The sequence below is a fragment of the Flavobacterium sp. AC274 genome (assembly GCF_979258275.1).
Genome location: NZ_OZ409852.1, coordinates 1,773,835 through 1,788,006 on the forward strand (window position 1 = coordinate 1,773,835; position 14,172 = coordinate 1,788,006).

Sequence of the window (14,172 nt, forward strand, 5' to 3'; positions counted from 1 at the left end):
ACAAATTTACTGACAGAGAATATATTATGGATAAACGATGTATAAATAAGAAAATATTATTTTATTTAGTATTTTTACAGAAAAATATTCTTTTTAGGATGTGTTTTTATTCTTTAAAAAGAAAAAATGACTGAATTTCAATTATTATTTATATCGTTTTCGTTATGGCTTTAGATGAAATTGACAAAAAAATCTTACGTCTTTTGCAAGTAGACGCTCACTATACTTTAAAAGATATTGCAAACAAAATAAATTTGTCTTTAACGCCTGTTCATGACAGAGTTAAACGTCTTGAAAAAGAAGGAGTTATAGAGAAGTATGTTTCTATTTTAAACAAGAAAAAACTAGGAAATAATCTAACAGTTTATTGTCAGGTTACGCTAACCAAACAAACCTATGATACTTCTGAAGGTTTTAATCAGTCGATTTTGGATATGCCTGAAGTTGTTGAGTGTAATTATGTATCTGGGAACTTCGATTATATGCTGAAAATTATAATTCCGGATATGGAAAGTTATCATCATTTTCATCAAAAAAATTATCGGTTTTACCTGAAGTTTCCTTGATCAATACCGTTTTTGTAATTTCCGAAGTAAAAAGTACGACGGTTTTACCCATTTAATTAAAACAAAAAACCATCAAGAAATTTGATGGCTTTAAGAAATAGTTGGTTTTGGTTTATTTTAGTAGTAAGTAAAACGTCTTACTTTGGCAATATATTTTGCTAAACGAATTACCTGATGGCTATAACCATATTCATTATCATACCAAATATAAAGCACAATACTTTTTCCGTCTTTAGAAACAATTGTTGCATTACTATCATAAATTGATGGAGCCGAAGTTCCAACAATATCAGAAGAAACAAGTTCATTATTTAATGAATATTTGATTTGTTCTACAAGTTCACCTTCTAAAGCATATTTTTTCATTATTTTATTAATCGCCGCTATTGAGGTTGCTTTTTTAACTTCAAGATTTAATACAACTAAAGAGCCATTCGGAACCGGAACTCTAATTGCATTTGAAGTCAGCTTTCCTTCAAGAGACGGTATTGCTTTTGCAACTGCGCTTCCGGCACCGGTTTCTGTAATAACCATATTTAACGCTGCGGCTCTGCCACGACGATATTTTTTATGCATATTGTCAACCAGATTCTGATCATTTGTATAAGCATGAATTGTTTCTAAATGACCTTTTACAACTCCTAAACTATCTTCGATAACTTTTAAAACCGGAGTTATAGCATTTGTAGTGCACGATGCTGCCGAAAAAATATCTATTTGATCTGGATTGTATTCATTATGATTTACACCATGAACAATATTCGGAATACCTTTTCCTGGTGCTGTCAATAAAACTTTACTCACCCCATTCGAAGTTAAATGTCTTTTTAAAGCTTCTTCTGTTGTAAAAGCTCCGGTATTATCAATAACTAAAGCATCACTAATTCCATATTCTGCGTAATCAATTTCTTCGGGTGTGTTTGCACTAATAATATGGACGGTTGTTCCGTTAATAATCAAAGCATTATTTTTCGGATCGGCAATTACAGAACCTTGAAAATCACCGTGAATAGAATCGTATCGTAATAAAGATGCTCTTTTTCTAAAATAGAGGGATCGTTTTTATCTCGGGTTACAATTGCTCTCAGGCGCAATTGATTTCCTTTTCCGGTTTTAGACATTAATTCTCTGGCCAATAAACGGCCTATTCTGCCAAAGCCATACAAAACAACATCTTTTGGTTGAATTTCTTTTGTCGATTTGGCTTTTTTCAATTTATCCATTACAAAATACCTTGCATCCGGATATTTCTCTTCTTCCAGATAATATTCGTATGTCAGTTTTCCTAAATCTAATTTTGCAGGTGGAAAATCTAATGATAAAATAACTTTTGCAATTTCAACAGAATCGAAAATACTGATTGGTTTGCCAACAAATTCTCCTGCATATTGATGTAAATTGATAATATCGCTGACATTTTTATCCAGTAATTGATTTTTAAATAAAACCATTTCGATGGATTTGTCATACCATAAATCACTTATGACTTTGATTAATTCGACGCCAGCTCTTCTTCGGTCGACTTGTAATGATACCTCTTTTTGGTACAAAGATTTTTTACTCATAATTGATTGAATTGAAAAAATAAAATGCTCACTATTTTAAAATTTTGCGCAAAAGTATCTATTTCAATCGATTTCGTAAACTATTTTAGCATTTATTTTAAAATAAAAAAAGAGCCGCCTTAATTTCTAAGATGGCTCTTTGATGACTGGATTATGAATAGTTTTCAATCACAGTCTTAATTCAGTTTTTGACACTGAAGGCTAAGACTGATAACTGCAACTAAATAATTATTCTTAATATTTCACCGTTTTTATTGATCATTTCAATTCGGACACTTTGTCCTTCATCTTTTTTACTTAAAAGTTTAGAAACAGTTTCAACATTTGTTGCTTTTACATTATCAATACTCAAAATGATATTGCCTTGTAATTCGTTTTGATATTGTGCTAAATTCTCATTGGTGATATTTTTAATTTTTACACCATAATCAATTCTGAATTTCTTTTTATCTGCGGCATCAATATTTTCTAATTCGATTCCTTTAAATTCAGTACTAAAAAATTCATTTTTGCTTAAAGTCACTGGAACTGTTTTTGTTTGTCCGTCTTTCATATAAGTAACTTTGATAACATCATTTGGCCTTTTCGTGTTAATATAACCTGAAAGATCAGCATAAGTTGCAATGTTCTGGTCATCCAGTTTTACAATAATATCACCTTTAGTAAGACCCGCTTTTTCAGCTCCTGAATTTTTAGAAACTTTGCTAATGTAAAAGCCCTGAGTTTGAGTAATGCCCAATTCTTTTGAAGCTGTGCTATTTAATTCACCGCCTTCAACGCCTAAAATTCCTCTTTGAACATTTCCAAATTCCATAATATCCTCAATAATTTTACGGGCATTATTTGATGGAACAGCAAAAGAATATCCAACATAAGATCCTGTCATTGAAGAAATCATAGTATTAATACCAATTAACTCACCACGTGTATTAACTAAAGCACCACCACTGTTTCCTGGATTTACGGCAGCATCAGTCTGAATGAATGATTGTATTCCGCTTGTGTCTAAGTTTCTTGCTTTTGCTGAAACAATTCCAGCGGTTACTGTAGAGGTCAAATTATATGGGTTTCCGACTGCCAAAACCCATTCACCAACTTTTACACTGTCAGAATTGGCAAAAGCAGAGTAAGGAAGTTTTTCATCAGCGTCAATTTTTAATAAAGCAATATCCATTTTAGAATCAGTACCAATTAATTTTGCTTTATAAGATTTTTTGTTGTTCAGCGTAATTTCAATTTCTGTAGCATCTTTAATAACGTGATTGTTGGTTACGATATAACCATCTTCAGAAATAATAACACCAGAACCGGTTCCTACTTGTTCCTGTTGTTGCTGTCCTCCGTAGCCATAGAAAAATTCCATCATCGGATTACTAACTGTTCTGCGCGACACATTTTTTACGTGTACAACAGTGTGAATTGTTTTATCTGCCGCTTCGGTAAAGTCAACTGTTTCGGCTGCTAAACCAACATTTTTTCCATATGAGTTGGGGGCAAGAGTTACAACAGAATTTCCTTTTTCAAAAAAAGAATTGTTACTCTCAAATAATAACTTGTATGCACCAAGAGTAGTAGCACCACTCATTAATGATACTAAAAATAAGGTTGAAAATCTTTTCATAATTAGAATATAGGTTTAAGTTATTTACACGTAAAATTAATTGAAAAAATTATTTGGTAAAACGGTTTAACGCTCTTTAACAATGATTAACATTTCATTAATTAATAGTTCGTACTTTTGTACTTATTAATACAGTAAAAATGCAGATAGAATTTTATAAATATCAAGGTACGGGCAATGATTTTGTAATGATTGACAATCGTACTAATTTTTTCCCAAAAGAAGATATCAAATTAATAGAGCGTTTATGCGACAGACGTTTTGGCATTGGTGCAGATGGTTTGATTTTGTTAGAAAACGATTCTGAAACCGATTTTAAAATGGTTTATTATAATTCTGACGGAAATCAAAGCTCGATGTGTGGCAATGGTGGACGTTGTCTAGTTGCATTTGCCAATCAATTGGGTGTTATTGACAATAAGACAACTTTTATTGCTACAGATGGTTTGCATCACGCATCAGTAGGGGATGATGCTATTGTTTCTCTGCAAATGATTGATGTTGATGAAGTTCAGAAAAAAGACTCTTATACTTTTTTAAATACAGGTTCTCCACATCATGTTCAAATTGTAGAGGATTTGGAGCATTATAATGTAAAAGAAAATGGAGCAGCAATTCGTTATGGCGAATTATACGGAGAAAAAGGAAGTAACATTAATTTTGTTAAAAAAGTGGATGATAGTACTTTCTCACTTCGTACTTACGAAAGAGGTGTTGAAGATGAAACTCTTGCTTGCGGAACCGGAGCTACTGCCGTTGCTATTGCTATGAATGCGACTGGACAAACTGATAAAACTTCAATTAACTTAAATGTTGAAGGAGGAAAACTAGTTGTTTCTTTTGACAAAATGGGAGATCATTTTTCTAATGTTTTCTTAACTGGTCCGGCCAAATTTGTTTTTAAAGGTACAATTGAAATATAATTTTACTATATTCATATCAAAAAAACTTTGAGAAAAATTTTCTTTATTTTTATTCTTTTCTTCGCTAGCTTAAATACCCACGCGTGTTTGAATGGAGAAAAATATTTAATGAAAAATGGTGAATATCTTTATATGGATTATGCTGATAATCTACCATTTGGACATAATTTTTTTATAGGAAAATTTTCAGAACGTTTCGAATTTGAGTTGGACAGTCTTTATCGTAAAACAAAGGATTTAGACTATTTGTCGGATAAAGGATATGTTTTGATTATTGAAAAGAAATATCACGAAGCCTTAAGTCTGTATTTAAAGATTGAAAAGTTAAAGCCAAACCGATATTCTACCGCTTCAAACTTAGGAACCTTATACGAATTGATGGGGAATAATGAAGAGGCTTTAAAATGGATTAATAAATCAATTACCATTAATCCGAAATCGCATAATGGTTCAGAATGGCTTCATTCCCGTATTTTAGAAGCAAAAATTAACGGTGTAAAATCTCAAAATGCTAAATTTCTTTTGAATACCGATTTCGGTAAAGAAATCAAACCTGTTTCTCAACTGGATACTATTCAGCTAAATAAATTAGATAAGGCATTGAATTATCAATTGAATGAAAGAATTTCTTTTATCAAACCAAAAGATAATATTATTGCAATATTGTTGTTTGAATTAGGGAATATAAAAATGATCAAGGGAGAATTTAATACTGCAAAACCAATACTTGAGGAAGCAAAAAAGTATGGTTTGAATAATAAGATTTTAGAAAAAAGACTCACTTACACAAAGCATGTATTAAACCCTAAACCTAAAATCAAAAAAGAGCAAACAAACGACGAAATAGATTACATTAGAACGTTACTCTCATTAATTTTAGTAATCATAGCAATTAGTCTTGTATATCTAATATTCCAATCTAAAATCTACAATTTGCAATCTAAAATTGAAAAATGATAACACTCAAAGGCGAAAATATTTATTTACGTGCATTAGAACCTAATGATTTAGAGTTTGTATATGCGATGGAAAATGATCAGAGTATCTGGGAAGTCAGCAATACACAAACACCATATAGTCGTTTTTTGGTTCGCCAATATCTTGAAAATGCACATCAGGATATTTATGAAGCAAAACAGCTGCGCTTGGCAATTTGTCAGGACGAAGATTTTCCTGCTATAGGATTGATTGATTTATTCGAATTTGATCCAAAAAATAACAGAGCGGGGATTGGGATTGTGATTCAAAATAAAGAAAACAGAAACCAAAATATTGGTTCTGAGGCCTTAGAGTTGTTAATTAAATATTCTTTTCATAATTTAAATTTACATCAATTATATGCAAATATTAGTATAGGAAATGTAGCAAGTATAGCTCTTTTTACTAAATTTGGGTTTGAGAAAATAGGAATTAAAAAAGATTGGATTTTGCTAAATGGCCACTATCAAGATGAAGCAATTTTTCAGTTAATTAACGAACAAATTTAAATTTTTAGCTTTGAGTATAAAAAAATCATCACATTAAGTGCCGTAGCCGTAATTTCAGTTTTAATAATTTACGGATTTATTTTAATTAGCAGAATTTTTAGTGCCAATACTAAATTCGAAGAAAAAGAAGTTTATGTGTATGTTCCAACCGGAGCTAATTATACAGATGTAAAAAAAATATTAGAGCCTTATCTTAAGAATTACGATGATTTTGAAATGGTAGCCAATAAAAGAAGCTATCCTGAAAATGTAAAATCAGGTCGTTTTTTGCTTAAAAAAGACATGAATAATATTGATTTGGTTCGTGCAATGCGATCAAATGTTCCGGTTAAATTAGCTTTTAACAATCAGGAACGTTTGGAGAATTTTGCAGGAAGAGTAGGTTCAGAAATTGAAGCTGATAGTTTATCATTAATGAAAGCCATAAAAGATTCTACTTTTTTAAAAGAAAATGGTTTTAATGAAGAGAACGTTTTTGCCATGTTTATTCCAAATACTTATGAAATTTACTGGAATACATCTGCAGTGAAATTCCGTGATAAAATGATCAAAGAATATCATAATTTCTGGACAGCGGAAAGAATTGCAAAAGCAGAAAAACAAGGTTTAACACCGGTTCAGGCAACAATTTTAGCTTCGATTGTTCATAAAGAATCTGTAAAAAAGGATGAAAGACCGCGCATTGCAGGTGTTTATTTAAACAGATTGCGTTTAGCGATGCCTTTACAAGCAGATCCAACCGTTATTTATGCATTAAAACTAAAAGCGAACGATTTTGATCAGGTTATAAAAAGAGTTTTCTATAATGACTTGATTATGAAATCGCCATATAACACTTACGTGAATGTTGGACTTCCGCCAGGACCAATTGCAATGCCAGACATTACGGCTCTTGAAGCTGTTTTAAACCCGGAAAAGAATGATTATATTTATTTCTGCGCAAGTGTGGACCGTTTTGGTTATCATGAATTTGCTTCAACTTATGAGCAGCATCAGGTAAATGCAAAAAAATACTCAGACTGGATCGCTAGTCAGGGAGTAACGAGATAAAAAAATATAAAATATACCTAAAGAACCGAAGTTAAAAGCTTCGGTTTTTTTATTTTCAATATTTGTCTTTATGAACTTCATATTTTAGGCATGTATTTTAATGTGTTTTAATTGAAAATGGCAATTAATTAATGCTGAATTTGCTCTTTTGTCAAGAAGATTAATTTAATAACCTTTTCACTTCGATTTTTTAACCTAAAAATCAGATAATTTTTTGCCCAAACATTCTAATTAAGTCAAAAACGCTCTAAATACTGTAGGTTTTTTATTTCAATTTTAACAAAATTGCTAAAAATTTGATAAAAATGACGTTTTTGAAGATTTTTTTTTCGCCAATTAACAGCTTAATTTGATTTTTATCGAACGCCCGAAAAGTGCATCAATAAAGGGATGAAAGGGAATATTAGATTTTTTGTAAACTACTAAAACATTGAAAATCAGCATTATTTTGTATTTCTTATCTTTGCACCGTAGAAATTTCAAAAGGGTGACAGCGTTTTGAAGAAAAACAATTTATGATAAAGAAATGGTATTATTACACAAGTTTAATCGTTATTATTACATTTTTAAGCCTGGGGTTTAAACCCTTTAATCTAAAAACCAAACCTTGGTTTTTAATAGAAAAAACAGATGGATCTGAATACTCCCTTCCATCTCAAGACAAGGATGATTATCCTGTCGAAAAAAACTTAAACATTCCCTACACCGGAAATCATCTTATAGGTTTTAAAGAAGCAGTTGCTTTTAAAGAATCTCAGGGAAAATACCGAAAAGTAAATTCTCTTGGTTATATGGGAAAATACCAATTTGGTTCTAAAGCTTTGAGAGCCATCGGTGTGAAAAACAACAAAGAATTCCTAAAAGACCCTGCTTTACAAGAAAAAGCCTTTATTGCATTATTATCTATCAATAAATGGATTTTGCGTAATGAAATTGAAAGGTATGAAGGGAAAACCATTAACGGTGTCGAAATTACAGAATCAGGAATTTTAGCTGCTGCGCATCTAGGTGGTGCGGGATCAGTAAAAAACTTCTTTAGAAACAAAGGGAACAGACATTTTAGAGATGCTTACGGCACTTCGTTAAGAAGTTATATGAAAGCCTTTGGAGGTTATGATCTTTCTTATATTGAAGCAGATAGTAACGCGACAATACACGATTAAAAAAAATGTAAAAAATAAAAATCCCGAATATTCGGGATTTTTTTATGACTTGTTTTAATCAATTAATATTTCTAAAATTTTAATGGCAGCTTCGCTAATTTTAGTCCCGGGACCAAAAACGGCAACTGCTCCGGCATCAAATAAAAATTGATAATCCTGTGCAGGAATTACTCCGCCAACAATTACCATAATATCGTCTCTGCCATGTTTCTTTAATTCCTCAATAACTTGCGGAACCAATGTTTTATGACCCGCTGCCAATGATGAAACACCTAAAATATGAACATCGTTTTCTACGGCTTGTTTTGCAGCTTCTGCAGGAGTTTGAAATAATGGGCCTATATCAACATCAAAACCAACATCAGCATAACCAGTTGCTACAACTTTTGCACCTCTGTCATGGCCGTCTTGTCCCATTTTGGCAATCATAATTCGGGGACGTCTTCCTTCTTGTTTTGCGAAAGCATTAGCTAGTTGCTTAGCTTTTTCAAAATTTTCGTCGTTTTTTATTGCTGCACTATACACACCGCTAAAGGATTTAATTTGTGCTTTGAACCTTCCGAAAACAGTTTCAAGGGCATCGCTTATTTCTCCTAAAGTTGCCCTGTTTCGGGCAGCTTCAACAGCAATTTCAAGCAAGTTGCCTTCTTTGGTTTTAGCACAAAGAATTAATTTTTCGAGTGATTTATTTACTTCTTCTGTATTTCTTTTCGACTTTATTTCCTCCAATCGATCAATTTGCTGTTTGCGAACCATTTGATTGTCTACATCCAAAATATGCAAAGGATCTTCTTTTTCTAATCGATATTGATTTACACCAACAATAATATCTTGTCCGCTATCAATTCTGGCTTGTTTTCTCGCGGCGGCTTCCTCAATTCTAAGTTTTGGAATTCCGGCTTCAATGGCTTTTGTCATTCCGCCTAATTCTTCCACTTCTTCGATAAGTTTCCAGGTACTTTCAAGAATCTCGTTAGTCAAACTTTCGACATAATAACTGCCCGCCCAAGGATCTACAGTTTTGGTGATTTTGGTTTCTTCCTGTAAATATATTTGAGTATTACGTGCAATTCTGGCAGAAAAATCAGTTGGCAAAGCGATGGCTTCGTCAAGTGCATTTGTATGCAAAGATTGCGTTCCGCCAAAAGCTGCTGCCGTAGCTTCGATACAAGTTCTTGCAACATTATTAAAAGGATCTTGTTCTGTTAAGCTCCATCCGCTCGTTTGACAATGTGTTCTTAATGCCAGAGATTTATCACTTTTAGGATTAAACTGCTGCAGCAATTTTGCCCAAATCATTCGTCCGGCACGCATTTTTGCAATCTCCATAAAATGATTCATACCAATCGCCCAAAAGAAAGATAGGCGGGGAGCAAAGTCGTCAATTGACATTCCTGTTGATAATCCGGTTCTAATGTATTCTAAACCATCGGCCAAAGTATAAGCTAATTCAATATCGGCTGTTGCTCCGGCTTCCTGCATATGATAACCGGAAATTGAGATAGAATTGAATTTTGGCATTTTCTTGCTTGTAAATTCAAAAATATCAGCAATAATCTTCATCGAAGGAGTTGGCGGGTAGATATAGGTATTTCGAACCATAAATTCTTTCAAAATGTCATTCTGAATTGTTCCTGAAAGTTTTTCAATGGCGACACCTTGTTCTTCTGCAGCCACAATATAAAACGCCATAATAGGTAAAACAGCACCATTCATTGTCATTGAAACCGACATTTCATCTAACGGAATCTGATCAAAAAGCACTTTCATGTCTTCAACAGAATCTATGGCAACACCCGCTTTTCCCACATCACCAACAACTCTTTCATGATCAGAGTCGTAACCTCGATGCGTTGGTAAATCAAATGCTATGGATAATCCTTTTTGTCCTGCTGCAAGATTTCTTCTGTAAAAAGCATTGCTTTCTTCAGCTGTCGAAAATCCGGCATATTGGCGAATTGTCCACGGACGCCTCACATACATTGTAGCGTAAGGTCCACGCAAATTAGGTGCAAAACCAGCTCCAAAATCAAGAAACTCTAAATCTTCAATATCTTTTTCAGAATAGGTTTTCTTGAGTTCAATTCCTTCCGCAGTAAAGAAGTTATCAGTCAAATCTTCGGGTTTTTGACTTTCGACTTTCGACTTTTGACTATTTAAATTAATATGTTTTAGGTCTTTTCTTATCATTGAAATACTCTTTGAGTAGGTTATTAATTACTTCGAAAAATGATTATTCTTGTTCAAGGCGTTCCTGTTCTAGCTTTTCAGCTAATCTTTTTTCTATAATGGGCGTAATTAATGTTTTTCTTGGCTTTATTTTTACAAAAGGAAACAATTCTAAATCATGTTTCATTTTATCTTCTTTATTCGGGTATTTATTTGTGCCTAGCAAAACTTCTTTTTTAGAATCAAACAACTCTTGTTCTTTATTGGCACTTTCCTGAATTTTCTTTTTGATTGTCCCGTCGTTCAAAAATTTTAGGAAACCTCCATTGGCTTCAATATCTTTAAATAAAGTCAAACTTTTTTCGGCTAATTGCATGGTTAGACTTTCAATATAATAACTTCCGTCTGCAGGGTTATTTACTTTGTCAAAATAACTTTCATGTTTTAAAACCAATAATTGATTGCGGGCAATTCTATCGCCAAATTCATTGTCTTTATGGTACAAAGAATCATAAGGTAAATTAGAAACCGCATCTGCACCACCTAAAATGGCCGACATGCATTCTGTCGTTGTACGAAGCATATTTACATTATAATCGTAAATTGTTTTGTTGCGTTTGGTTGGCGTCACTAATAGATGACAATCCAAATCTGGATTATATTCAGCAGCAATTAATTTAAAAAGCATTCGCAAAGCACGAAGTTTTGCAATTTCGAAGAAATAATTAGTTCCTACCGAAACCTGAAAAACAATTGGTTTGGAAACATTTGGCAAACGATTCAGATATTCATTGGCGTGAGCCAGACTATAAGCGATTTGCTGTGAAATATTTGCACCTGCATTTTGATACAAACCCAAATCGATACTTAGCAAAGAAAGATTTGTAGTTGCTTTTGAAATTTTTTCAATCGTTTCAAAATTATTTTTATCAGATGTTGTAAACCAGTTCCCTTCTCGCGCAAAATGACCAATGGGATCTAAATTACAGTAAAAAGTTGCTTTTTTCTGAATCGAAATGGTATCTAATAATTTTACGAAATCGATTGAAATAAATTTCAAATTAAAGTAAACGGTTCTATTTTCTAAAGTAAGATTTTCTAATAGTTTTTGAATATCAATTTTTTCGTTTTCGATGGTGAAACGTAAACTTTCAGCACCTCTTTCGATAGTGTTTATGGCTCTTTGAATTGATTTTTCAATATCATAAACAAAGATATTTTGGCAAATCTTAAAATTTGAAGCACTTGTTTTTACAGAAGCAGTTTTAAAGAATTCGTCTCTGTGATAAAATGGTTTTACCTGAATATCTTCGGGAGAATTCCAAATTACGGTTTCGTTATAATCAGCTCCATCTAATTCAAACTGAATTTTTTGTTTCCATTGTTTGGATGAAATCGGATTAAAATCGTCGAAAAGGGTAGTAGCCATTTGGTGTTTTTTTCTGATTATTCTTTATCTTGAATAGTGTCTCCTTCAAAGTGAATGATGTAAATATCCTCGCTGTCTTTTTTCATGAAATATTTTTCGCGGGCGTATTTTTCTATTTGTTCAGGATTTTTTAATTGTTTGATTTGTTCCTGATCCTTTTTAATTTCCTCTTTATAATAACTTTTATTGTCTTCGAGTTCATTAATTTGATTGTCTAAAAAGCGATGATCAAAATAAGAGTAATTGTCTAAAAATAGCATCCAGACTACAAAAAAGAGTAAAACCCAGACATATTTATTGCCTAGAAATTTAAACCAAGATTTGTCTTTATACGGATTTTTCATTTTAGTTTTCAATTTTACCCGATAGTTGAGAGCAGGTCACGATCGCTATCGGGATTATGGAATAAATTTACGATAAAAATTATGAAATTCGCTGATTAATTACAGCACGAACCACATCAATTGCAACAGTATTGTATTTGTCATTTGGTATGATAATATCGGCAAAAGCTTTAGACGGTTCTATAAATTGCTCGTGCATAGGTTTTAATGTGTTTTGATAACGGGTTAAAACTTCATCAATATCACGGCCCCTTTCAGAAATATCACGTTTTAAACGACGAATTAATCTTTCGTCAGAATCTGCGTGAACATATACTTTGACATCAAAAAGCTCACGAAGTTCAGGATTTGTCAAAATCAAAATACCTTCAACAATCATTACTTTTCTCGGATGTGTAGAAACCGTATCGTCAGTTCTGTTGTGCTGAATAAAAGAATAAACCGGCTGATCAATAGTTTCGCCTTCTTTTAATGCTTTTAAATGTTTTACCAGCAATTCAAAATCAATAGCGCGCGGATGATCAAAATTTATTAATGCTCTTTCGTCAAACGACAAATTATGGGTTTCTTTATAGTACGAATCCTGAGAAATTACGCCCACTTCAGTGTCTGGTAATTCATTCATAATCTGGTGTACTACCGTTGTTTTTCCACTTCCTGTTCCTCCTGCAATTCCAATAATGAGCATAAATTTGGTGTTATATATTTATTCGGCAAAAATAATAATTTAAGTGAATTGTCTCAACATATTATTTATTTAAACCATATAAGTAACAGAAGTAAATTTAAGCAACAAGATATTTAGTGAAAACACTTCTTGGTTAAACTTATATTGCTTATATGGTTAAAAAGATATCATTTATATGGTGAAAAGCGTAAAAAAATCCCGAAAGTAAAACCTTCGGGATTTGTGCAATCAGTATAGTTTTAATAAAATATTCTGAATTTAGTAAGCACTTGTAATTATTTATTCTTTTTTGCTTTTATCATCATTTCAAGCTGATCCCAAAGTTCTTCCGGAATCGCTTCTAATAAATTAAATTGTCCTGCACCTTTCAGCCATTCGCCGCCATCAATTGTAATAACATCTCCATTTACATAAGCTGAAAAATCAGAAACCAAGTAAGCAGCTAAATTGGCCAATTCCTGATGATCGCCTACACGTTTTAATGGTACTTTTTTAGCCATATCAAATTTCTCGGCAAGATCTCCAGGCAATAATCTGTCCCATGCACCCTTAGTTGGGAAAGGTCCCGGAGCGATTGCATTAGAACGAATTCCGTATTTAGCCCATTCCACTGCAAGACTTCTTGTCATAGCCAAAACCCCGGCTTTTGCTGTAGCACTTGGCACAACATACGCAGAACCTGTCCAGGCATAAGTAGTAACAATATTCAAAATCGTAGCCGATTTTTGTTTACTGTCAATCCAGTGTTTTCCAAAAGCCAGCGTACAGTTTTTAGAACCTTTAAGTACGATATCTATAACAGTATCAAATGCATTTGCAGATAAACGCTCTGTTGGAGAAATGAAATTTCCGGCAGCATTGTTTAAAAGAACATCTACTTTTCCGAAAGCTTTTAAAACTTCCTGAAGCATATTTTCTACTTCTTCATAATGACGAACATCACATTGAAGTGGCAAACATTTTCCGCCAGTTTCAGTTTCAAGTTCAGTAGCAGTATTTTTCAGCTTTTCTAAATCTCTCGAAGTAATCGCTACCTGAGCTCCTAATTCTAAAAAATATTTAGTCATTGCTTTTCCTAAACCGCTTCCGCCGCCTGTAACCACTATAACTTTGCCCTTTAAAGCATCGTCGCGTAACATTTTATCTGTATAACTCATACTTTTCTTT

General features: G+C 32.7%; 12 protein-coding genes and 1 pseudogene. 6 read left to right on the plus strand and 7 right to left on the minus strand.

The window, feature by feature from the left end; genetic code table 11:
• Positions 1 to 164: 164 nt before the first annotated feature.
• A complete protein-coding gene (locus ACZZZT_RS08275; protein WP_463460020.1) occupies positions 165 to 566 on the plus strand; it encodes an Lrp/AsnC family transcriptional regulator in 402 nt (133 codons plus the stop codon).
• 117 nt (positions 567 to 683) lie between these two features.
• Here the strand turns inward: ACZZZT_RS08275 and ACZZZT_RS08280 are convergent.
• Both ACZZZT_RS08280 and ACZZZT_RS08285 read right to left on the minus strand, forming a co-directional pair.
• Positions 684 to 2,131: pseudogene (locus tag ACZZZT_RS08280) on the minus strand (glyceraldehyde-3-phosphate dehydrogenase).
• 220 nt (positions 2,132 to 2,351) lie between these two features.
• Positions 2,352 to 3,752 carry a trypsin-like peptidase domain-containing protein gene (locus ACZZZT_RS08285; RefSeq protein ID WP_042565121.1) on the minus strand — a complete coding sequence of 467 codons (1,401 nt, stop codon included), beginning with the start codon at positions 3,750 to 3,752 and terminating at the stop codon, positions 2,352 to 2,354.
• 140 nt (positions 3,753 to 3,892) lie between these two features.
• Here ACZZZT_RS08285 and dapF point away from each other — a divergent pair, with 140 nt between their 5' ends.
• From dapF to ACZZZT_RS08310, 5 genes are all read left to right on the plus strand, one after another.
• A complete protein-coding gene (gene dapF / locus ACZZZT_RS08290; RefSeq protein ID WP_302097305.1) occupies positions 3,893 to 4,675 on the plus strand; it encodes a diaminopimelate epimerase in 783 nt (260 codons plus the stop codon).
• Between the two features lie 87 nt (positions 4,676 to 4,762).
• Positions 4,763 to 5,632: a tetratricopeptide repeat protein gene (locus ACZZZT_RS08295; protein WP_463460021.1), complete on the plus strand. Its 870-nt coding sequence runs from the start codon at positions 4,763 to 4,765 to the stop codon at positions 5,630 to 5,632.
• Positions 5,629 to 6,162 (plus strand): GNAT family N-acetyltransferase, encoded by a 534-nt coding sequence (locus ACZZZT_RS08300; RefSeq protein ID WP_463460022.1) that lies wholly within the window; start codon positions 5,629 to 5,631, stop codon positions 6,160 to 6,162. The genes ACZZZT_RS08295 and ACZZZT_RS08300 overlap by 4 nt, the downstream gene beginning before the upstream one ends.
• Positions 6,163 to 7,212 (plus strand): endolytic transglycosylase MltG, encoded by a 1,050-nt coding sequence (gene mltG, locus ACZZZT_RS08305; RefSeq protein ID WP_463462397.1) that lies wholly within the window; start codon positions 6,163 to 6,165, stop codon positions 7,210 to 7,212.
• A 515-nt stretch (positions 7,213 to 7,727) separates the two neighbouring features.
• Positions 7,728 to 8,375, plus strand: a complete 648-nt coding sequence (locus ACZZZT_RS08310; RefSeq protein WP_042565125.1) for a hypothetical protein — start codon at positions 7,728 to 7,730, stop codon at positions 8,373 to 8,375.
• Positions 8,376 to 8,429: 54 nt separating this feature from the next.
• Here the strand turns inward: ACZZZT_RS08310 and scpA are convergent, their stop codons facing one another.
• The 5 genes from scpA to ACZZZT_RS08335 all read right to left on the minus strand — a co-directional run bounded on the left by scpA (position 8,430) and on the right by ACZZZT_RS08335 (position 14,162).
• Positions 8,430 to 10,565 carry a methylmalonyl-CoA mutase gene (gene scpA / locus ACZZZT_RS08315; protein WP_463460023.1) on the minus strand — a complete coding sequence of 712 codons (2,136 nt, stop codon included), beginning with the start codon at positions 10,563 to 10,565 and terminating at the stop codon, positions 8,430 to 8,432.
• 43 nt (positions 10,566 to 10,608) lie between these two features.
• A complete protein-coding gene (locus tag ACZZZT_RS08320) occupies positions 10,609 to 11,973 on the minus strand; it encodes a methylmalonyl-CoA mutase subunit beta (protein ID WP_463460024.1) in 1,365 nt (454 codons plus the stop codon).
• A gap of 17 nt (positions 11,974 to 11,990) precedes the next feature.
• Entirely contained in the window at positions 11,991 to 12,317 is a 327-nt protein-coding gene (locus tag ACZZZT_RS08325; RefSeq protein ID WP_042565130.1) for an FtsB family cell division protein, read from the minus strand.
• 79 nt (positions 12,318 to 12,396) lie between these two features.
• Positions 12,397 to 13,005 (minus strand): uridine kinase, encoded by a 609-nt coding sequence (udk, locus tag ACZZZT_RS08330; RefSeq protein ID WP_042565131.1) that lies wholly within the window; start codon positions 13,003 to 13,005, stop codon positions 12,397 to 12,399.
• Between the two features lie 275 nt (positions 13,006 to 13,280).
• Positions 13,281 to 14,162, minus strand: coding sequence for an SDR family oxidoreductase (locus tag ACZZZT_RS08335; protein WP_073395479.1), 882 nt, complete (start codon positions 14,160 to 14,162; stop codon positions 13,281 to 13,283).
• Positions 14,163 to 14,172: the final 10 nt, after the last annotated feature.